The sequence below is a fragment of the Nocardioides palaemonis genome, assembly GCF_018275325.1.
Classification (GTDB): Bacteria; Actinomycetota; Actinomycetes; order Propionibacteriales; family Nocardioidaceae; genus Nocardioides; species Nocardioides palaemonis.
On sequence record NZ_JAGVQR010000001.1, the window covers coordinates 71,814 to 91,483 of the forward strand.

The following is a 19,670-nucleotide window of genomic DNA, read 5'->3' on the forward strand; positions in this document are numbered from 1 at the left end:
TCAGCCGACGTTAGCCCAGACCTGCTCGTCCCCCTGCTCCCCGAACGACGAGAGGGTCACCACACCGCCGCCGCAGACCGGCTCGCCGAGGAACGCGTTGCCCGTCGAGGCCGACTCGTAGGCCACCTCGAGCGTGCGGTCGGGCGTCCAGCGCATCAGCCGGGCCGGCTCGTCGGCGGCCTGCGGGTCGCGGGCGAAGAAGACCGACCCGCCGCAGGGGAGCACGCTGCCGGTGGTGCCGGGGCCGAGGTCGAAGTAGGTGCCGTCGGCGGAGGCGTACAGGTGGGCCTCCTCCTGCCGGCGCGGCTTCGGGACCTCCGACCACACGATCCCGTCGGGCGTGGCCGCGACGTCCCAGCCGAGGCAGTCGCTGGGGCCTTCCACGGGTTGCGGGACGCCGCTGCCGTCGAGCAGGTTCAGGGTGCGGCAGGCGACCGGGCGCGCGTCGTCGAAGGTCATCATCGCGACGCCGTCCTCGCTCGCGGTGAGCCCGGAGAAGCCCGACCGGTCCGGGGCGCACCACCCGTCCTCGCCGTTGGCGTCCGCGAGCGCCACGGTCGCGAGGCAGTACGCGCGGTCGTCGCCGTAGGTCGGGAAGTAGAGGTCGCCGCCGGTCAGCGCCCACGAGCCGCCGCTCGCCGCGACGGGGGAGACGACGTCGCGGTCCTCGCCGGTGGCGAGGTCGATCGCGACGACCTGGCTGGGCTCGGTCTCGGCCTTGTCCTGCTTGACGACGACCGCCCAGTCCTCGCTCATCAGGACCTCGGAGATGGTGCGGCCGCTGCCCGCGACGACCGACGTGTACATCCCGTCCGCGGCCAGGTCGACCTGCGTGTCGCCCGGGGTGGACAGCGCCTCCCAGCGCGGACCCTTGACGAAGGCGTTCTCCGGGAGCGCGCCGGTGTCCTGCCAGCCGAGCAGCGCCTCGGTCGGCTCGACGACCGTGGGCTCGTCGCGGGTCCCGCCCTCGGGCGCGTCCCCTGTCGCCGTGGTGCCAGATGGGCTGCTCGACGGTCGCTCGGTGCCGGGCTCGTCTTCGGTGCCGCAGGCGGTGAGGGCGAGCAGCAGCGCCAGCGCGAGGCTCGTACGCCGCACGTCAGACGCCGACGTTGTGCTGGAAGTGGGCGAGGTTCGCGCGGTAGGAGCGGTACGCGTTGCGCCACTGCACGCGGCCGATGGCGGGCTCGCTCGGGTCGAACTTCGACTGGTCCCACGGCTCGAACCAGCCGAGCTGGGGGTTGCCGCCGGGGTTCTGGTCGTATCCGCGGCCGACCTGGAAGTGCCCGCTCGCGTCGTCGTCGAGGTAGGGGTAGTACTGCTTGAGCAGAACCGGGTGCAGCACGACCGGCGCCCGGTAGTCGTGCACGTGGCGCATCATCAGGCGGTACCACTGCTTGAAGGTGAAGTCGCTGATGTCGAGCGTGACGTAGGGCCCGGCGTGCGCCTCGTCGTCGTAGTCGGTCTTGTTGTTCACCACGCGCACCATGTCGGTGATCGCGGTGCCGGCCGACGTCGTGCCGAGGCGGCGCGCCCAGTAGGACTGGTTCTTCCGCTTCCCCTGCGCCGCCCAGCCGATCGCCTGCATCGTCGCGGGCCCGCACCACCAGGTCTGGTTCTGCGCCTGGGCGACCTTGCTGGTGAGGATCTTCGAGCGCTCGGGGTAGGACCCGCCGAAGCCGCCGCGGGCCTGCAGGTCGGTCCCGGTGGCGACCTCGGGGTGGCGTGCCGCGAAGTCCGCCGGCAGCTCCACGCCCTGGATCTCGTGGCGCAGCATCCACACCTTGCCGACGGCCTGGGCCGCGGCGGTGAGCTCGGCGCGGTCGGCGGCGGCACGCTCGGACGTGCTCCGGCGCGCGCCGCGGGCCAGGAGCCCCGCGGCGTCGAGGTCGCCGGTGCGCTCGCGGCCGAGCGCCGGGCGGGCCTGCAGCCGAGCAGCGAGCGCCTCGCGGGACTGGTTGGTCCACCCGAAGCCGAGGCAGTAGCGCTGGCCCTCAAACGTCGCGCAGCGCACCGCTGCCAGGGCCTGCGTCGTACGGCCGCTCGCGCCGTCGAGCGCGGCCCCCTCGGCGACCACGCGGTCGATCTCCGCCTGCATCTCGGGGGTCACCTGCCCGCGTCCGACGGCAGCAGTCGGGGCGGTGGTCTCGGCGCTCGGCACGATCGCGCCCTGCCCGGCGTCGCCGTCGGGCAGGAACGGGACGGCGCCGAGGGTCAGCGCGAGCGCAGCCGCGGCGATGCTGGCCGGGTGTCGCCACAGCGGGCGGCGTACGTCGTCGGACGCGATCCGGTGGGCCAGGGAGCGGGGGGTCTGCGGGGGAAGGAGACGCATGGGGAAGGAACCTCGATCCGGGGGAACGGACGTCCCACTGTCCCCTCTGGTCACACAAGGCGCAAGTCGCACCACGAGTTACAGCGTCGTTGTTCGCCCACCCTGTGGAGAGCCCCGGTAGTCCGCTGCGATCGGCCGGTCGACACGCCGGCGGAAGCGGCCGACTGCAGCGGACTACCGCAGCGGGCCTGTGGAGGGCTGTCCCTCACCAGAGAAGTGGAGCGGATGACGAGACTCGAACTCGCGACATCGACGGTGGGCGCAGCGTCGCGCGTGCGCGGCCTTCCTCACCACGGGATCTGGAGCGGATGACGAGACTCGAACTCGCGACATCGACGGTGGGCGCAGCGTCGCGCGTGTGCGCCCTTCCTCACCACGGGATCTGGAGCGGATGACGAGACTCGAACTCGCGACATCGACGGTGGGCGCAGTGTCGCGCGTGCGCGCCCTTCCTCACCACGGGATATGGAGCGGATGACGAGACTCGAACTCGCGACATCGACGGTGGGCGCAGTGTCGCGCGTGCGCGCCCTTCCTCACCACGGGATATGGAGCGGATGACGAGACTCGAACTCGCGACATCGACGGTGGGCGCAGTGTCGCGCGTGCGCGCCCTTCCTCACCACGGGATATGGAGCGGATGACGAGACTCGAACTCGCGACATCGACCTTGGGAAGGTCGCGCTCTACCAACTGAGCTACATCCGCAGGCCGTCCGGGGACGGCGCGCCGAACACTACCCGACCGGGCTAGCGCACGCTCGAGAAGCCCGGGTGCTTCGGGGCGACGGTGTCGCCCGACGAGCGGCCGGTCACCCGCCGGTGCACCCACGGGACGAGGAACTCGCGGGTCCAGCGGGCGTTGGCGCGCCACTGCTCGCGGCGCGGCAGCACCGGCAGCGGGCGTACGACGACGGGCTCCTGGCCGTGCTCGACGCCGATGGCTTCGAGGACGGCGTGCGCCATGTAGGCGTGGCCGGAGGAGTTGAGGTGCATCCGGTCGGTGTCCATCGCGCCGTCGATCTCGACGTCGCGCATCCGCCACATGTCGACCACCAGCGCGCCGTGCCGGTCGGCGATCTCGCGTACCCACTCGTTGAAGATCGCCATCCGGCCGCGCACGGGGCCGTAGATCCCGCCGCCGCCCGGGTCGAAGATGGTGAACATGACGACCTGCGCCCCGGTCGCGGTGAGCCGGGCGATCGCGTCGTCGTAGGTCCGGGCGAGCGCGTCGAGGTCGACGCGCGGGCGCAGCACGTCGTTGCCGCCGCCGTGGATGGTGACCAGGTCGGGCTGGAGCGCGATCGCGGCGTCGACCTGCTCGGCGACGATCGGGCCGAGCTTGCGGCCGCGGATCGCGAGGTTGGCGTAGCCGAAGTCGTCGGTCTGCTGCGCGAGCACCTCGGCGACGCGGTCGGCCCAGCCGCGCAGCCCGTTGGGGCGGGAGGGGTCGGGGTCGCCGACGCCCTCGGTGAACGAGTCGCCCAGGGCGACGTAGCGGTGGAAGGTCACCCGTCCATTGTGCCCGGGGGCTCTCGTGACGGAACTTCGTCCCTCCTCGACCATCGAGAGCCGCGCGCCACAGGGCTAGTGTCGGCTGCGTGCTGCTCTCCGACCGTGACATCAGTGCCGAGATCGACGCCGGACGGATCGGCCTGCACCCGTGGGACCCGGCGATGATGCAGCCGTCGAGCATCGACGTGCGCCTCGACCGGTACTTCCGGGTCTTCGAGAACCACCGCTACCCCGACATCGACCCGATGGCCGACCAGTCCGACCTGACGCGCGAGGTCGAGCCCGAGGGCGACGAGCCGTTCATCCTGCACCCGGGCGAGTTCGTCCTGGGGTCGACCTACGAGATCGTCACCCTCCCCGACGACGTCGCCGCGCGCGTCGAGGGCAAGTCGTCGCTCGGACGCCTCGGCCTGCTGACCCACGCCACCGCCGGCTTCGTCGACCCCGGCTTCTCCGGCCACGTCACCCTCGAGCTGGCCAACGTCGCCACGCTCCCGATCAAGCTCTACCCGGGCATGAAGATCGGCCAGTTCTGCTTCTTCCGGCTCTCCTCGCCCAGCGAGCACCCCTACGGCTCCGAGAAGTACGGCTCGCGCTACCAGGGCCAGCGCGGCCCCACCCCGAGCCGCTCCTTCCAGAACTTCCACCGCACCCGGATCTGACGCCTTCGCGCGTCCGGATCGTGGATTAGGGCATACCCGTGTGACGTAATTGCCGCGAAGTGTGGTTAGGCTGTCCTTAGTTAGGTCAGCCTCACTTCCACGCACGGAGAACCCCCATGAAGCGAACGCTCGCTGCGCCCCTGGCCGCGGCAACCCTCCTCGTCGCGACCCTCACCGGGTGCAGCACCGGCTCCACCAGCGCCACCGACAGCGCCGCGGAGCCGACGGCGACCACGTCGGCGGACCCCGACGCCTTCCCGGTGACCATCGAGCACGCGCTGGGCAGCACCACCATCGAGTCCGAGCCGACCCGGGTCGCGACCCTCGGCTGGACCGACGCCGACCACGCCCTCGCGCTCGGCGTCGTGCCGGTGGGCGCGACCGCGATCACGTGGGGCGGCAACGACCAGCAGTCGACCGACTGGTTCGACGCGGCGGTCGAGGAGGCCGGCGCCGAGGCGCCCGTGCGCTACGACGACGCCGACGGCGCGCCGATCGACGAGGTCGCCGAGCTCGCCCCTGACCTGATCCTCGCCACCAACTCGGGCATCACGCAGGCGGAGTACGACAAGCTCTCCAAGATCGCGCCGGTCGTCGCCTACCCCGAGGCGCCGTGGACGACCAGCTGGCAGGACTCGCTGGAGATGGTCGGCGAGGCGCTGGGCCGCACCGAGCTCGCCGAGCAGGTCGAGGAGGACACCGAGGCCACCATCGAGGAGGCCAAGGCGGCCAACCCCGACCTCCAGGGCGCGTCGCTGATCTACGGCTACCTCGCCACCACCGACCTGTCGACCGTCGGCATCTACGCCCCGCAGGACCCGCGGGTCTCGATCCTGCGCGACCTCGGCATGGTCGACGCACCGGCCGTCGCCGACGCGATCAAGCCCGGCGAGTTCTACGGCACCGTGTCCGCCGAGAAGGCCGCGGACCTCGACTCGGACGTGTTCGTCACCTGGGTCGACTCCGACGACGCGGTCGACACGATCAGCAAGGACAAGCTCGTCGGCCAGATCCCGGCGATCGCCGACGGCCACTGGTACGCCGAGACCGACAAGCAGAAGGCGATGGCGTCGACCAACCCCACGCCGCTGTCGATCCCGGTGATCATCAGCGACTTCCTGCCCCAGGTCGTGAAGGCCGTCCAGGGCGCGTGACCACGCTGACCCCCGCCCGCGACGTCGCGGGCCCCGCCGACACGGCCGGGGCCCCGCGGCGTCGCGGCCTGCCCGTCGCCGTCGCCGCCGCGCTCGCGGTGGCGGCGGTGGCGGGGGCCGCGGTGCTGTCGGTATTGGTCGGCGCCCGTACGGTCCCGCTCGCCGCGGTCCTCGACCCCGCGCACCCGCTCCACGCCGTGGTCGAGGCGCGCATCGACCGCACCATGCTCGGCCTCGCCGTCGGCGCCGCCCTCGGCCTCGCCGGCGCCCTCATGCAGGGCCTCACCCGCAACCCGCTCGCCGACCCGGGCATCCTCGGCGTCAACGCCGGCGCTACCTTCGCCATGGTCGTCGGGATGACCGCGTTCGGCGCGGCGACCATGGGGCAGTTCCTGCCGCTGGCCTTCGGGGGAGCGGCCGTGGCCGCGCTCGTGGTCCAGGCGATCGCCTCCCTGGGCCGCGACGGCGCCACGCCGATGAAGCTCGCGGTCACCGGCGCCGCGCTCAGCGCGGGGCTCGCCAGCTGGACCACCGGCCTGCTGCTCGCCGACCGCAGGACCATGGAGAGCTTCCGCTTCTGGCAGGTCGGCACCGTCGCCGGGCGCGGCATCGACGTCCTGGTCACCGGCCTGCCGTTCCTCGTCGTCGGTGCGGTGCTCGCGCTCGCCGGTGCGCGGGTGCTCAACACCCTGGCGCTCGGCGAGGACCTCGCCCGCGGGCTGGGGCGACGGACGACGCGCGACCGCCTCGTCGTCGCGCTCGCCATCGTGCTGCTCGCCGGCACCGCGACCGCCCTCGCCGGGCCGATCGCGTTCGTCGGGCTCGTCGTCCCGCACGTGGTGCGGGTGCTCGTCGGCCCCGACCACGTCCGGGTCCTGCCGTTCTCGATGCTCGTCGGCGCCGCGCTCGTCGTGCTCGCCGACACCGTCGGACGCGTGGTCCTCCCGCCGGCCGAGGTGCAGGTCGGGATCATGGCGGCCGTCGTCGGCGTCCCGGTCTTCGTCGCGCTGGTCCGCCGCACGGGGAGGGCGCTGTGACCGTCACCGACCGCCCCGTCGCCACCCGGTCGACCGACATGGCCTCCGCCCTCGACGCCGTACGCGGCGCGCGCCGCGGACCGCGCACGCACCACCGCCGGGTCGTCGGCGGGCTGCTGCTCGCGGTCGTCGGCGCCTTCGCGGTGCGGGTGCTGCTCGGCGACTACACGGTGACGATCCCCGACTTCGTGCGCATCCTGACCGGCGACCAGATCCCCGGCGCGACCTACATCGTGATGGAGTCCAAGCTGCCGCGCGCCGTGCTCGCGGTCCTGGTCGGGCTCGCCTTCGGCGTCGGCGGCGCGATCTTCCAGACCACCCTGCGCAACCCGCTTGCGAGCCCCGACGTGGTCGGGGTCAGCCTCGGCGCGAGCGCCGCAGCCGTCTCCGCGATCGCGCTGGCCGGCTGGTCGGGCGGGGCGGTGCAGCTCGTCGCGGTCGGCGGCGCGCTCGCCGCCGCGCTGCTCGTGCGCCTGGTCGCCGGCGACCACTCCGGCTTCCGGCTGGTGCTGGCCGGCATCGGCCTGGCCGCCGCTCTGCAGTCGGTCATCCAGTACGTCTTCACGCGCGTCGACGAGTGGGACGTGCAGCTGGTGCTGCGCTGGCTCACCGGCAGCGTCAACGGCGTCGCCTGGTCGACGATCGGCCAGCTCGCGCTCGCGCTCGCGGTCCTGCTGCCCGCCACCGCCTGGGCGGCGCGCTCGCTGCGCGCCACCGAGCTCGGCGAGGACACCGCGACCGGACTCGGCGTCGGCCACCGGCGCACCGACGTGCTGATGCTGCTCGCCACCCTGCTGGTCGGGGTGGGCGTCGCGGCAGCCGGGCCGGTCGCCTTCGTCGCGTTCGTCTCCGGCCCGATCGCCCGCGCGCTCAACCGCGGGCGCACCACGCTGCTGGCCTCGGGCCTGGTCGGCGCGCTCGTCGTGCTCGTCGCCGACCACGCCGGGGCCTACGCCCTCGACATCAACCTGCCGGTCGGCGTCGTCACCGGCGCGTTCGGCGCACCGTTCCTGCTCTGGCTGCTCGCCCGCGGCCCCGCCACCGGACCCCGTGGAAGGAGGGCGGCATGAGCGCCGCCGTGGACACCACCACCCACCGACTCGAGGCCCGCGGCCTCACCCTCGCGTACGCGGACACCGCCGTCGTCGACGACCTCGACCTCGTCGTGCCGCCCGGGGAGGTCACCGTCGTCGTCGGCGCCAACGCGTGCGGCAAGTCGACGCTGCTGCGCGGCCTGGCCCGCCTGCTGAAGCCGCGGGGCGGCACCGTCCTGCTCGACGGCGAGGTGCTGCACCGGCTGCCGACCCGCCAGGTCGCCCGCACCCTCGGCCTGCTGCCGCAGAACCCGATCGCGCCCGAGGGCGTCACCGTCTCCGACCTCGTCGGTCGCGGCCGCCACCCCCACCACGGACCGTTCGGCCGCTGGACGGCCGCCGACGAGCAGGCGGTCGCCGAGGCGCTGGTGCTCACCGACACCCTCCAGCTCGCGGACCGCGTGGTCGACGAGCTGTCGGGCGGGCAGCGCCAACGGGTCTGGATCGCGATGGCGCTCGCCCAGGGCACCGACCTGCTGCTGCTCGACGAGCCGACGACCTACCTCGACGTCGCCCACCAGGTCGAGATGCTCGACCTGCTCGCCGACCTCAACGCCCGGCGCGGCACCACGATCGTGATGGTGCTGCACGACCTCAACCTTGCCGCGCGCTACGCCGACCACCTCGTCGCGCTGCGCCACGGGCGCGTGGTGGCGTCCGGGACGCCCGCCGAGGTGGTCACCGAGGAGGTGGTGCGGACCGTCTTCGGGCTGGAGAGCCGCGTCATCGACGACCCCGTCTCGCACACCCCGCTGGTGGTCCCCGTGGGCCGCCACCACCCACGCCCCATCCCCACCGTGCCGACCGGCACGACCGTCCAGGAGACCCGATGACCGTGACCACCTCTGCGCTGCCCCTGCTCTTCACCGAGGTCGAGGTGGTCTCGGTCGAGCGCCTCTCGCCCACCTTCGTCCGGGTCGGCCTCGGCGGGCCCGGGCTCGCCGACTTCGGCGTCGACGGGCCGCGCTGGGACCAGCGGATCAAGCTGGTGCTGCCCGACCCGACGACCGGCGCCATCACCTCGACCGAGGGCGCGGACGAGTCGTGGTTCGCGACCTGGTCGGAGAGGTCGGCCGCCGAGCGCGGCCACATGCGGACCTACACGGTCCGCGACGTCCACGGCTCCGGCGAGGACACCGTCATCGTCGTCGACCTGGTGCTCCACCTCGAGGGTGACCTCGTCGGCCCCGGCTCGCTGTGGGCGTCGACCGCCTCCGTCGGCGACCGGATCGTGGTGCTCGCGCCGCGCCGCGGGTTCCCCTACGGCGGGATCGAGTTCGCCCCGGCCCTCGGCGCCGACCTGCTGCTGGTCGGTGACGAGACGGCGGTCCCCGCGGTGTGCGCGGTGCTGGAGCAGCTCCCCGACGACGCGACCGGGACCGCCTTCCTGGAGGTCCCGGTCACCGCCGACGTGCAGGACGTACGCCGTCCGGCGGGGGTCGACGTCGTCTGGCTGCCCCGCGAGGGGCGGCCGCTGGGGGTCCCGCTGCACGACGCCGTCGTGGCGCACCTCGGGATCGCCGGGGCGTCCGTCGACGTGTCACCCGACGAGGTCGACCCCGACCTGTGGGAGACGCCGTTCTACTCCTCGTCGGGCGAGGACCTCCCGGTCGGGGCGACCGGTGTCGGCGGGACGTACGCCTGGATCGCGGGGGAGTCGAAGGTCGTGACCGGCCTGCGCCGGCACCTGGTCAACGAGCTCGGCTTCGACCGCGCCCAGGTGGCGTTCATGGGCTACTGGCGCCGCGGCGTGGCGATGCGGTCCTGATCAGCGGCGCTTGGGCGAGCGGGGGGTGTAGCGCACCCGCTCGGCGATGCGGTGGCGAGCGATGAGCTCGAGGTCGGTGAAGGCGTCGTGCATGGCCGTGCTCCTCTCTGGAATCGGTCTGGTCAGCTCTGGTGGAGGGTGACGTCGCCCGAGGCCGTGGTGGCACGGACCTCGAGGTAGGGCTGGTCGGGCGCCGGTTCGCCGGTGCTCGGCAGGGTGGAGGCGAGGCGGCCGCTGGCGGTGCGGACGTCGGTCCACACGGGCGTGCCGGCGAGGACGCCGATCCGCACGTCGCCGCTCGCGGTCTTCGCGGTGATCCGGCCCGGCCCGATCTCGTCGACGACGAGGTCGCCGGACCCGGTGGTGAAGACCGCCTCGCTGCCGACGGAGGCGACCCGTGCGTCGCCCGAGCCGGTCTTGATCGCGAGGTCGTCGCGGGCGGCGTCGACGCGGACGTCGCCGCTGCCGGTGGTGACGACCAGCGAGGACTCGGCGCGCCCGACGACGACGTCGCCGGACCCGGACTTCAGGTGCGCCTCGCCGACGAGGTGGTCCACGGTGACGTCGCCCGAGCCTGAGTGGACGACCGTGTCGCCCTCGACGACCTCGATCACGACGTCGCCCGACCCGCTGTCGACCCGGGCGTCGCTGATCCGGCCGTGGGCGGAGAGGTCGCTGCTGCCGACCTTGGCGTGCAGGGCGCTGGCGACCGGCACCTCGACGACGACCTCGGCGCGGGAGTCCCGCCCGAAGATGCCGCCGCCGCGGGACGGCGCGATGATCGCCAGCCGGTCGCCGAGGTCGCGGACGTCGAACTCCTCGGCCCGCTCGCCGGTGATCCGGACGGTGGTCTCGGTGGTGTCCGTGGCGGTGACGTCGACCAGGCCGCGGCCGTTCTCGACGTAGAGCTCGATCGGCTCGGGGGTGTCGAAGGTGAGGTCGAGGTGGTTGCTCATCGGTGTCTCCTGGTGTGGTCGGGACCTGCGTCAGGGTGTGGTCGGCCGACGGGCCGGCAGGTGCCGGTCCGCGGGAGTGCGGGGTGGTGGGAGCGGCGGGGCCTCAGACCCAGCCGGACATCCGGCGGGTGCCGCGGCCCTCCTTGCGGGAGGCGGCAAACGGGTCGTAGCCCACGAACGGGACGCTGCTCAGGTCGATGTCGACGTTGATCGAGTGCTCGCTGGTGGCGCCCCGGATGACGCCGACGAGCCAGGTGTTGAGGCTCTGGCCGGCGGCCGCGGCCTTCTCCTCGGCCCGGGCCTTGACCGCCTCGGGGATGCGGAGCGTGATCCGCGCCAGGTCGCCGTCGGGCTCCTCGGGCGGGGCCGGCGGAGCGGGCGGCGGGGGCGGTGCGGGCAGCGCGACGGGCGGGGCGACCTCGACGACGAAGTCGAGCTCGCGACCCACCAGGCGGACGTCGACGCTGCCCTCGGGGAGCTCGGAGGTGATCTCCGCCGCGGCGTGCGAGATGGCCTCCATCAGGGCGAGCCGGGCGCTCGGGTCGAGCGCGTAGGCCAGCCGCTCGGCGGCCTGCTTGAGCTCGTCACCCCCGGCCTCCGCGGCCGCGACGAGGTCGCGGCGGAGGGTGTCGACGTACGGCGTGATGTCCATGCGCACCACTCTGACATCACTGTGATGTCATGTCAACCACCTTGTGACATCACGTGGCATCGGCGTGGTGTCACCGCGCTGGTTCGCCCTCCACGCGCAGACGGACCCGCGCCGGTGGGTGCGGGTCCGTCCGAGGTCGAGCGGGGTGGTGCGATCAGAGGTCGAAGAGTGAACCCGACCCGTTGATGTCGACGTCCGTACGCGGCGTGTGTGCCGGGGCGCCCGACGGCCGGGCCGGCTTCGGCTCCTCCGTCGACTCCTCCGCCGCGGCCTGCTCATCCGGCTCCGCCGCGGCGGGCTCGGAGGGCAGGTCCTCGGGGTCGCGGAACGTCGCCGCCTGGCTGAGGTCGGCGCCGCTCGGCGGGGCAGCCGCCGGCTCGGCCTCGACGGTCGTCGACGCGGCGGCGGGCTCGGCGGCGGGCTCCTCGGCGGGCTCGGGTGCGGCCGCCGGGGCCGAGGCGTCGGCGGCAGCCGTGGTCGGCGCCTCGATGTCGAAGAGGGAGCCGAGGCTGCCCAGGTCGACGTCGGTCGCCGGCGCGGAGACGGTGGCGCCCGTGGGTGCTGCCGCCTGCGCGGAAGGCTGGTCGGGCGTCGGTGCCGCTGCCGTCGGCTCGGGCTCCGGGTCCGGCTCAGCTGCTGCCGGCTCGGCCTCTGCCGGCTCGGCCTCTGCCGGCTCGGCCTCTGCCGGCTCGGCCTCTGCCGCCGGCTCGGCCTCTGCCGCCGGCTCGGGTGCCGCCGCTGGGGCGGGCGCCGTCGTCTGCGCGGGAGCCTCGAGGTCGAAGAGCGAGCCCAGGCTCGACAGGTCGGCGTCCGTCGTCGGCGTGGACGTCGTGACGGAGGCGTCGCTGGCGGCTGAGTCGCTGGGAGACTCAGCTGCCACGGCGGGCTCGGCGGCGGCGCTGCTGGGGGTTGAGTCGCTGGGAGACTCAGCTGCCACGGCGGGCTCGGCGGCGGCGCTGCTGGGGGTTGAGTCGCTGGGAGACTCAGCTGCCACGGCGGGCTCGGACGGGGCGGCCGGCGCCGGCTCCGGGGCGGCGATGTCGAACAGCGACCCGCCGCTGCCGAGGTCGGCGGACGGGGTCGGGGCGGCCTCGGCCTGCGGCTCGGGCTCGGCGGCCTGAGGCTCTGGCGCGGCCTGCGGCTCGGGCGTACCGAGGTCGAAGAGGGAGCCGCCGGCGCCGAGGTCGGTCGACGACGCAGGAGCGGTGTCCGGCTCGGCGGCGGGCTCGGCGGCGGGCTTCGCGGCCTCGGGCTCGGCAGCCTTCGGCTCCTCGGCCGCCGGGGTGTCGAACAGCGACCCTCCGGCGAACGCGTCGGCCGACTTCTCCGGCGCGGCCGACTCGGCCGGCGCGGCCGGCTCGGGGGCAGCGGGTGCCTCGGGCGCCGGGGTGTCGAAGAGAGACCCGCCGGGAGCGGGTGCGTCGGCCGGGGTGTCGAAGAGCGAGGTGCCACCCGACGCCTTGGCGGCGGGGCCTGCGTCGGCGGTCTCGGTGACGGTGTCATCGGTGACCGTGACGTCGCCGGCCTCGGGCTCGTCCTTCGTCGCGACGTCGGTCGTCGCGGTGGCGGTCGCAGCGGCCGGTGCGGCGGCCGACGCCGAGCCCGGCGCAGCCTTGGTGGCCTGCTCGCCCTTGACCGACGCGAGCAGCATCTGTGCGACGTCGAGGACCTCGACCTCCTCGCGGGCCTCGCCCTTGCTCTGCTGCATGGTGAGCCCGTCGGAGAGCATCACCCGGCAGAAGGGGCAGCCGACGGCGATCTGGTCGGCGCCGGTGCCGACGGCCTCCTTGGTGCGGTTCATGTTGATCCGCTCGCCGAGGTTCTCCTCCATCCACATGCGCGCACCGCCCGCGCCGCAGCAGAAGGACCGCTCGGAGTTGCGCTCCATCTCGACGAACTCCGCGCCCGGCAGGACCTGGAGCAGCTCGCGCGGGGGCGAGTAGACCTGGTTGTGGCGGCCGAGGTAGCACGGGTCGTGGTAGGTGATCGAGCGCTTGGCGGCGCCCGCGCCGTCCTTGACCGGGGTCAGCTTCCCCTCGCGCACGAGGCGGTTGAGCAGCTGGGTGTGATGGACGACCTCGAGCTCGATGCCGAAGTCCTTGTACTCGTTCTTGAGCGTGTTGAAGCAGTGGGCACAGGTCGAGACGACCTTCTTGACCTTGTACTCCTTGAACGTCTCGACGTTCTGCTGGGCGAGACCCTGGAAAACGAACTCGTTGCCGGCGCGGCGGGCCGGGTCGCCGGTGCAGGTCTCGCCGTTGCCGAGCACGCCGAAGGAGATGCCGGCCATGTCGAGCAGCTCGGCCACGGCGCGGGTGGTCTTCTTCGCCCGGTCCTCGTAGGCGCCGGCGCAGCCGACCCAGAACAGCCAGTCGACCGACTCGAGCGACTCGAGGTCCTCACCGACCACCGGCACGTCGAAGTCGAGGCCCTTGGCCCAGTCCATGCGGGCCGAGGCCGACATGTTCCACGGGTTGCCCTTGTTCTCCAGGCCCTTGAAGAGCTGGTTGAGCTCGGCGGGGAAGTTGGACTCCACGAGCAGCTGGTAGCGCCGCATGTCCATGATGTGGTCGACGTGCTCGATGTCGACCGGGCACTGCTGGACGCAGGCGCCGCACGAGGTGCAGCTCCACAGCACGTCCTCGTCGATCACGAAGTCGCCGTCAGCGGGGTTGTAGAACCAGTCGAGGACGTCCTCGCCGGAGCCCGCGCTCTCGCCCTTGGAGCCGACCCCGACGAGCTGGCGCTCCGCGTGGGCCTCGTCGCCCTGCGTCTTGGCGTACGCGTGGTCGCGCAGGCTGGTGATGAGGAGCTTGGGCGACAGCGGCTTCTCGGTGTTCCACGCCGGGCACTGCGACTGGCAGCGGCCGCACTCGGTGCAGGTGGTGAAGTCGAGGATGCCCTTCCACGAGAAGTCCTCGACCGCGCCGACGCCGAGGGTCGAGTCCTCGTCGAGGTCGTCGATGTCGTCGAGCGTGACGGCCTTGCCGTCGGAGGTCAGCGGCTTCATCGCGCCCAGCGCCGTGCTGCCGTCGGACTCACGCTTGAAGTAGATGTTGAACCACGCGGTGAAGCGGTGCCACGCGACGCCCATCGTCAGGTTGGACGAGATCACGATCAGCCACGCCATCGCGGAGGTGATCTTGACCATCGCGACGAAGAAGATGATGTTCTCCAGCGCCGCGTGGGAGTCGGGGAACAGCGCCTCGCCGACCATCCACGACAGCGGGAAGTGGAACTTCTCGGCGCCGTCGAGCAGCTTGTACTCCGCGCCGCGGATGAAGAGGATCGCGGCGCTCTCGAGCAGCACCATCGCCTCGACGAAGTAGGCCTGCCAGAAGTTGGAGCCGAAGAAGCGGCTGCGGCGCCCGAGGCTGCGCGGGTGGTTCACCTGGCGGTAGACGATCAGCACCAGGATGCCGATGGTGCCGAGCAGGCCGAGGAACTCCGCGAACCACTCGTAGAGGAACCACTTCCCGACCAGCGGGATCGCGAACTCGGGGTCGAAGAGCTGGAAGTAGCCGGCCAGGACCGCCGAGGACAGGAAGAGGAACGCCGCGTAGACGAACCAGTGCATGATGCCGACCCAGTGCCACTGGAGCATCCGCGTGTGGAGCAGCGACTCCTTGACGAGGGTCACCGCCCGCGCGCCCGGCCGGTCGGTCCGGGAGGTGGGCTGACCCGTGCGGATCACGCCCAGCATCCGACGTACGGCACGCGTGGTGATCACCAGTGCTGCGGCGGTGACGGCCAGCGAGACGACGATCGCGAACATCTGCATGTGGGACTGCTCCTCGGTCGGGGCGTACGAGCCGGAGCATAGGGCCGCGCGCGGCGCCGACGGCAGGCTCGTAGGAGTGAGAAGGATCCTACCCGCAGGTAACTTCAGCGGGGTGTGGCGTCGCCCTCAGTTCACGATCGCGACGTTCTCGACCTCGATCTCGCGGGCGTCCTCGCGGTAGGTCGCGACCTTGCTGCGGACCTGGTCGAGGGCCTCGGTGAGCTTCGTGACGCCGTCGCGCAGCTTCTGCTGGTGCTCGAGGTTCGCCATGTGCGACTCGCTCGTCTCGTCCCAGCCGGGGGTGAGGGTCTCGACCTGCTGGAGGAGGTCGTCGATCTGGGAGGTGATCGCGCTGGTGGCGTCGGCCAGCGCGGACTCGATGGCGGACAGGGAACCCTGGTGGACGACCAGGCTGCGCTCGCTCATCGCGGACCACCACCGAGCCGGTCGGCGAGCTGTCCGGCGCGCTCGGCCTGGGCGACGTCGTTGGTGGCGTGCTCCTGGGCGAGGTACATCAGGCTCTGGGCGTAGCCCTCGAGGATGGGCCCGAGCGTCACGGCCACGCCGAACCACTCGTTGACCGCCTCGCCGAACCCGGCGGCGGCCTGGCCCTTGAACCCGGCGCCAGCCTCGGTCTCGATCGTCGCTCCGAGGTCGCTCAGCGTCTTCTGCAGCGGGTCGATCGCGTCGGCGACCGCCTGGGCGGCTGCCTGCATCTCGGAGTAGACGAGTCCGACGGCCACGGGCCGCCCCCTTCCTGGTCGGTCGAGCGCTCGGGTGGGTCGGGTCCTTCCTACCCCGGACGACCCCGGTTCACACACCCGCGACGCGACGACCCCGGTCGGTTTGAGGGATGCGGCCACGGGGAAGATCGCTGCCATGGCGTCGTACGACTTCGAGGTCGACCTCGAGAGCATGGGCAAGGCAGCCCAGGGGCTCAACGAGGCGCTCCAGCTGTTCAAGGACAAGGACGTCGAGGACCTCGTCCCCACCAAGGGCGATGTCGGGCACGAGGCAGTCTGGGACGCGCTCGACGAGTTCCAGGGCCGCTGGGAGGAGGGCGTCAACAACCTCTGCCAGGACGTCGAGGAGATGGCCGGGCGGCTCGGCAAGATCGCGATGAACTACTACGAGACCGACAAGGCCGGCAAGGAGTCCCTCTCCGCCCTCAAGGGCACGATCGCCGCGATCAAGGTGATGTGACGTGCCGGACTTCGAGATCGAGGGCAACCCCGGCAACATCCGGGCCAAGGCCGTGCTGATGGAGCAGAAGGGCACGCTCTTCTGGGACACCGGCGACGCGCTGTCGAAGATCGACGTGTCGGGCTGGACCGGCCGGGCGGCCGACGAGTTCCGCGAGGCCCACGACCTCGAGCCCGACCGCTGGACCAAGGCCGGCAACGGCTTCCAGAAGGCCGCCGCCGGCCTGACGACCTACGCCGGACAGCTCGAGGACGCGCAGCGCCGCGCCGGCGAGGCGAAGGCGGAGTACGAGCGGGGGCAGCGCGAGTCGGAGAGCGCCCGCACGCAGTACGACTCCTACATGGGCCGGATGCGCAGCTACTGGGCGAGCGGTGGCACCGACCAGGCCGAGCCGTTCGTCGACTGGGGGGACCCGATCCAGCAGGAGGCGCTGCGGACGATGCAGGCCGTCCGCTCCGACCTCGACCACGCCGCGCACACCTGCGCCGGCCAGGTGAAGGCCGGCTGCGCGGACGCACCCGAGGAGCCCAACTGGCTCGAGTCGGGCCTGAAGTTCGTCGGCGGCATTTTCGAGGGGGCCGGCGAGGCGATCTGGGACCTGCTCACGATGGTGCCGTTCAGCCCGGTCAACCTCGTGATCGACGGCTACAAGCTGGCCTCGGGCGACCTCACGCCCGAGGAGCTGATGAAGAAGTACGAGCTCTCCGCCGAGAGCGCGTGGAACATGGCCCAGGGCATCTACACCGGCCTCACCACCGACCCGGTCGGCTTCGGCAAGGAGCTCGGCAAGAGCCTGCTGGACTGGGACACCTGGGCCGACGACCCGGCTCGCGCGATCGGCCACCTCGTGCCCGACGCGATCGCGGCGGCCGCCACCGCCGGCACCGGCGCGCTGGCCACCCGGGGCGTCAAGGGCGGGGCGGACATCCTCGACGGGTTGTCCGACCTGTCGCGGCTGGACAACCTCTCGGACCTCAACCGGCTCGACGACCTGTCCGACCTCAACAGGCTCGACAACCTGAGCGACCTGAACCGGCTCGACGACCTCGCCGACCTCCGCAAGTACGACGACGTCACCCCCGCCCCGCAGGGTGTCGGTCGCACCCTCGACGACCCCGGCCTCGAGCCGTGGCTCGACGAGGTGACCAGCCAGCACCCCGAGCTCGACCGCGAGGGCGTCCGGGGGATCTGGGACTACACCACCAACGACGGCTACGACGTCATGAACGGCAACATGCGCCAGATCGGGCCCAACGAGCTGAGCGTGCAGCAGCGGATCGACGCGACCAACCGCGGACTCGACCAGCTGCCGAACTACGAGGGCACCACCTTCCGCGGGACCAACCTGCCGCAGGACGTGGTCGACCACATCAACAACGGAGGCAACTACTCCGACCGTGCCTTCAGCAGCAGCTCGACGAACCCCAACGTTGCCGAGACCTTCTTCAACCCCCACGGGGAGAATCCGACCCGGATGACGATCGAGGGCCACTCGGGCAGCAACGTCGGCCCCTTCTCCGCAGCGAGGTCGGAGGCTGAGATCCTGTTCCGTGGCGGCACCGAGTTCGAGGTGCTCAGCAACACGGTGGGCCCTGACGGGGTCCGCAACCTGGTCCTGAGGGAGGTCCCGTGAGCGGTCGTGACGACCTCGACGACATGACTCCGGAGGAGATCGCCCAGTGGGCAGCCCGCACCTGGGCAGCGGCCAAGGAGGCCCACAAGGACGACCCGCTCCCCGAGGTCAGCGAGGTCAAGAAGAACGACTACCCGCACTGGAACGTCGTCGCGTACATGTTCCACACCCGCGCCGGTGAGCGCGTGCTGGTGGAGCGCGGCGACGACGCGCAGGTCGAGGGGGTCCTCGGCGGCGTACGACCCGGCCGCGGGCAGGACGAGCTGCAGGTCGACCTCGACGGCGAGACCTGGTCGTGCGCCCGCTCGGACGGCAAGGACTGGTCGCCCGACCGTCGCGGACGGACCAGGGTGGAGACCTTGAAGGTGCCGGTCCTCGCGCGACGCGCTGACGCCGGGGGTCGGGCCGAGCACTGGACGCTGCAGACCAACATGGAGGGACAGCCGTGACCCAGACGCCCGACCTCGCGGCCATGCTCGCCACGCTCGAGCAGCTGCCTCCGCACGAGGGCATCGTCTTCCGGGGGTGCGAGGCGCGCAGCCACGAGCGGTGGGCGGGGCGGGCACACGTCACCGAGTCGCTGCTGCCGACGTCGCGCGACCCGCGCGTCGCGACGGAGAACTTCACCACCGACGCCGTCTACGCCATCCTCAGCCGGACCGGGCGCGGCATCGAGCAGTTCTCGGCCGCTCGCCACGAGCACGAGGTCGTCTTCCTCCCGGGCACGATCCTCACGCTGGTCACGCGGGTCAGGGTCAAGGACCTCGGCGTGACGATCGTCGAGGAGTTCGTCCCCGCTCCGGAGGTCGAGCCGCCGGCGACCGACCTGGCCGTCGTGCAGGAGGAGATCGGGCGCGCGATCCTCGAGGCCGAGCTGCGCGAGCCCGCGCCCCCGTCGATCCCGGGCAAGTTCGCAGGCGACATCGCGTGACGTCCGACCTGGACGACCGGGTCGCGGGCACCCTGCTCGCGGCGGCGTGCGGCGACGCGCTCGGCGTGCCCTACGAGTTCGGCTCGGCTCCGCTGGCGCCGGACGAGGCGCCGCGGATGATCGGGGGCGGGCTCGGGCCCTACGCCCCCGGCGAGTGGAGCGACGACACCCAGATGTCCGTCGTGGTCGCTCAGGTGGCGGCCGACCGCGGGCTCGGTGACGACGTCGCGCTCGACGCCGTCGTCGAGGGCTGGCTCGGCTGGCTCGCCGGCGGCGCGACCGACGTCGGCACCCAGACCCGCTCGGTGCTCGGCGCGGTCGCCGCGGGCGCCCGGACCGCGCCGGCGCGCGAGGCCCGGCAGGCGGCGGCCGCCCTGCACGCCCGGACCGGGCACACGGCCGGCAACGGGTCGCTGATGCGTACGGCGCCGGTCGCCCTCGCGTTCCTCGACGACCCCACCGCGCTCGCGGAGCGGGCCCGGGCGATCTCCGACCTCACCCACGCCGACCCGCTCGCGGGCGACGCCTGCGCGCTGTGGTGCGAGGCGATCCGGATCGCGGTGGGCGAGGGGACCGTGCCCGACCTCGGCGACCTGGTCGGCGGGTTGCCGGCCGAGCGACGGGCGGACTGGTCCGGCTGGGTGGCGGAGGCCGAGCGGCACGAGCCGGCCCGCTTCTCGCCCAACGGCTTCGTCGTCACCGCCCTCCAGGCTGCCTGGTCCGCGGTCCGGCATCCCGGGCCCGACGACTCGCCGACGGTCGGGTCCCTGGTCGCAGCGGTCCACGCGGGCAACGACACCGACACGGTCGCGGCGATCGCAGGAGCGCTCCTCGGCGCCGCCCACGGGGCGTCGTCGCTGCCCGACGAGTGGCTCGCGGCCGCCCACGGCTGGCCCGGCCTGCGCGCCGACGACCTGCGCGGGCTCGCGCTGCACGTCGCCCGCGACGCGTGACGG

At 72.7% G+C, this 19,670-nt stretch carries 19 protein-coding genes and 1 tRNA gene; 11 read left to right on the forward strand and 9 right to left on the reverse strand.

The features are described 5' to 3' along the window. The 4 genes from KDN32_RS00330 to KDN32_RS00345 form a co-directional block, all read right to left on the reverse strand. Entirely contained in the window at positions 1 to 1,095 is a 1,095-nt protein-coding gene (locus KDN32_RS00330; RefSeq protein WP_211730148.1) for a hypothetical protein, read from the reverse strand. 1 nt (position 1,096) lies between these two features. After that, entirely contained in the window at positions 1,097 to 2,329 is a 1,233-nt protein-coding gene (locus KDN32_RS00335) for a C39 family peptidase (protein WP_211730149.1), read from the reverse strand. Positions 2,330 to 2,961: 632 nt separating this feature from the next. Continuing rightward, a tRNA-Gly gene (locus tag KDN32_RS00340) sits at positions 2,962 to 3,037 on the reverse strand. 41 nt (positions 3,038 to 3,078) lie between these two features. Continuing rightward, on the reverse strand, positions 3,079 to 3,840 hold the full coding sequence (locus KDN32_RS00345) for an SGNH/GDSL hydrolase family protein (protein WP_211730150.1): 762 nt from the start codon (positions 3,838 to 3,840) through the stop codon (positions 3,079 to 3,081). An 89-nt stretch (positions 3,841 to 3,929) separates the two neighbouring features. Here KDN32_RS00345 and dcd point away from each other — a divergent pair, with 89 nt between their 5' ends. From dcd to KDN32_RS00375, 6 genes are all read left to right on the forward strand, one after another. Beyond that, positions 3,930 to 4,505, forward strand: a complete 576-nt coding sequence (dcd, locus tag KDN32_RS00350; RefSeq protein ID WP_211730151.1) for a dCTP deaminase — start codon at positions 3,930 to 3,932, stop codon at positions 4,503 to 4,505. A gap of 116 nt (positions 4,506 to 4,621) precedes the next feature. Then, entirely contained in the window at positions 4,622 to 5,659 is a 1,038-nt protein-coding gene (locus KDN32_RS00355) for an iron-siderophore ABC transporter substrate-binding protein (protein ID WP_211730152.1), read from the forward strand. Continuing rightward, on the forward strand, positions 5,656 to 6,696 hold the full coding sequence (locus KDN32_RS00360) for a FecCD family ABC transporter permease (protein ID WP_307853585.1): 1,041 nt from the start codon (positions 5,656 to 5,658) through the stop codon (positions 6,694 to 6,696). Before KDN32_RS00355 ends, KDN32_RS00360 begins: the two co-directional genes overlap by 4 nt. Then, a complete protein-coding gene (locus tag KDN32_RS00365; protein ID WP_307853586.1) occupies positions 6,693 to 7,766 on the forward strand; it encodes a FecCD family ABC transporter permease in 1,074 nt (357 codons plus the stop codon). The genes KDN32_RS00360 and KDN32_RS00365 overlap by 4 nt, the downstream gene beginning before the upstream one ends. Then, the gene (locus tag KDN32_RS00370; RefSeq protein WP_211730153.1) at positions 7,763 to 8,623 is read left to right on the forward strand and encodes an ABC transporter ATP-binding protein; all 861 of its coding nucleotides are present in this window, start codon (positions 7,763 to 7,765) and stop codon (positions 8,621 to 8,623) included. Before KDN32_RS00365 ends, KDN32_RS00370 begins: the two co-directional genes overlap by 4 nt. Continuing rightward, positions 8,620 to 9,558 (forward strand): siderophore-interacting protein, encoded by a 939-nt coding sequence (locus KDN32_RS00375; RefSeq protein ID WP_211730154.1) that lies wholly within the window; start codon positions 8,620 to 8,622, stop codon positions 9,556 to 9,558. Before KDN32_RS00370 ends, KDN32_RS00375 begins: the two co-directional genes overlap by 4 nt. Positions 9,559 to 9,680: 122 nt before the next feature. On the opposite strand, the gene KDN32_RS00380 is transcribed toward KDN32_RS00375, so the two are convergent. The 5 genes from KDN32_RS00380 to KDN32_RS00400 all read right to left on the reverse strand — a co-directional run bounded on the left by KDN32_RS00380 (position 9,681) and on the right by KDN32_RS00400 (position 15,690). Next, complete coding sequence (locus KDN32_RS00380; protein ID WP_211730155.1) at positions 9,681 to 10,514, reverse strand: DUF4097 family beta strand repeat-containing protein; 834 nt, start codon at positions 10,512 to 10,514, stop codon at positions 9,681 to 9,683. A 103-nt stretch (positions 10,515 to 10,617) separates the two neighbouring features. Continuing rightward, the gene (locus tag KDN32_RS00385; RefSeq protein ID WP_211730156.1) at positions 10,618 to 11,166 is read right to left on the reverse strand and encodes a toxin-antitoxin system HicB family antitoxin; all 549 of its coding nucleotides are present in this window, start codon (positions 11,164 to 11,166) and stop codon (positions 10,618 to 10,620) included. A 154-nt stretch (positions 11,167 to 11,320) separates the two neighbouring features. Then, positions 11,321 to 14,947 carry a (Fe-S)-binding protein gene (locus tag KDN32_RS00390; RefSeq protein WP_211730157.1) on the reverse strand — a complete coding sequence of 1,209 codons (3,627 nt, stop codon included), beginning with the start codon at positions 14,945 to 14,947 and terminating at the stop codon, positions 11,321 to 11,323. 126 nt (positions 14,948 to 15,073) lie between these two features. After that, positions 15,074 to 15,373, reverse strand: a complete 300-nt coding sequence (locus KDN32_RS00395) for a WXG100 family type VII secretion target (RefSeq protein ID WP_211730158.1) — start codon at positions 15,371 to 15,373, stop codon at positions 15,074 to 15,076. Further along, complete coding sequence (locus tag KDN32_RS00400) at positions 15,370 to 15,690, reverse strand: WXG100 family type VII secretion target (RefSeq protein ID WP_211730159.1); 321 nt, start codon at positions 15,688 to 15,690, stop codon at positions 15,370 to 15,372. The genes KDN32_RS00395 and KDN32_RS00400 overlap by 4 nt, the downstream gene beginning before the upstream one ends. Positions 15,691 to 15,826: 136 nt before the next feature. Between KDN32_RS00400 and KDN32_RS00405 the strand changes: the two genes are divergently transcribed. From KDN32_RS00405 to KDN32_RS00425, 5 genes are read left to right on the forward strand one after another with little or no spacing between them, the layout of a single operon-like run. Beyond that, the gene (locus tag KDN32_RS00405; RefSeq protein WP_211730160.1) at positions 15,827 to 16,150 is read left to right on the forward strand and encodes a hypothetical protein; all 324 of its coding nucleotides are present in this window, start codon (positions 15,827 to 15,829) and stop codon (positions 16,148 to 16,150) included. Position 16,151: 1 nt separating this feature from the next. After that, positions 16,152 to 17,783 carry a putative T7SS-secreted protein gene (locus KDN32_RS00410; protein ID WP_211730161.1) on the forward strand — a complete coding sequence of 544 codons (1,632 nt, stop codon included), beginning with the start codon at positions 16,152 to 16,154 and terminating at the stop codon, positions 17,781 to 17,783. Continuing rightward, positions 17,780 to 18,232, forward strand: coding sequence for a hypothetical protein (locus KDN32_RS00415; RefSeq protein WP_211730162.1), 453 nt, complete (start codon positions 17,780 to 17,782; stop codon positions 18,230 to 18,232). Before KDN32_RS00410 ends, KDN32_RS00415 begins: the two co-directional genes overlap by 4 nt. After that, positions 18,229 to 18,714 (forward strand): hypothetical protein, encoded by a 486-nt coding sequence (locus KDN32_RS00420; RefSeq protein ID WP_211730163.1) that lies wholly within the window; start codon positions 18,229 to 18,231, stop codon positions 18,712 to 18,714. Before KDN32_RS00415 ends, KDN32_RS00420 begins: the two co-directional genes overlap by 4 nt. Next, positions 18,711 to 19,667, forward strand: a complete 957-nt coding sequence (locus KDN32_RS00425) for an ADP-ribosylglycohydrolase family protein (RefSeq protein ID WP_307853587.1) — start codon at positions 18,711 to 18,713, stop codon at positions 19,665 to 19,667. Before KDN32_RS00420 ends, KDN32_RS00425 begins: the two co-directional genes overlap by 4 nt. Positions 19,668 to 19,670 lie beyond the last annotated feature (3 nt).

Coding starts and splice junctions, on each gene's coding strand:
- KDN32_RS00385 (WP_211730156.1), bottom strand. CDS start 11,166: ATGGACATCACGCCGTACGTCGACACCCTCCGCCGCGACCTCGTCGCG.
- KDN32_RS00395 (WP_211730158.1), bottom strand. CDS start 15,373: ATGAGCGAGCGCAGCCTGGTCGTCCACCAGGGTTCCCTGTCCGCCATC.
- KDN32_RS00355 (WP_211730152.1), top strand. CDS start 4,622: ATGAAGCGAACGCTCGCTGCGCCCCTGGCCGCGGCAACCCTCCTCGTC.
- KDN32_RS00370 (WP_211730153.1), top strand. CDS start 7,763: ATGAGCGCCGCCGTGGACACCACCACCCACCGACTCGAGGCCCGCGGC.
- KDN32_RS00335 (WP_211730149.1), bottom strand. CDS start 2,329: ATGCGTCTCCTTCCCCCGCAGACCCCCCGCTCCCTGGCCCACCGGATC.
- KDN32_RS00390 (WP_211730157.1), bottom strand. CDS start 14,947: ATGCAGATGTTCGCGATCGTCGTCTCGCTGGCCGTCACCGCCGCAGCA.
- KDN32_RS00375 (WP_211730154.1), top strand. CDS start 8,620: ATGACCGTGACCACCTCTGCGCTGCCCCTGCTCTTCACCGAGGTCGAG.
- KDN32_RS00405 (WP_211730160.1), top strand. CDS start 15,827: ATGGCGTCGTACGACTTCGAGGTCGACCTCGAGAGCATGGGCAAGGCA.
- KDN32_RS00380 (WP_211730155.1), bottom strand. CDS start 10,514: ATGAGCAACCACCTCGACCTCACCTTCGACACCCCCGAGCCGATCGAG.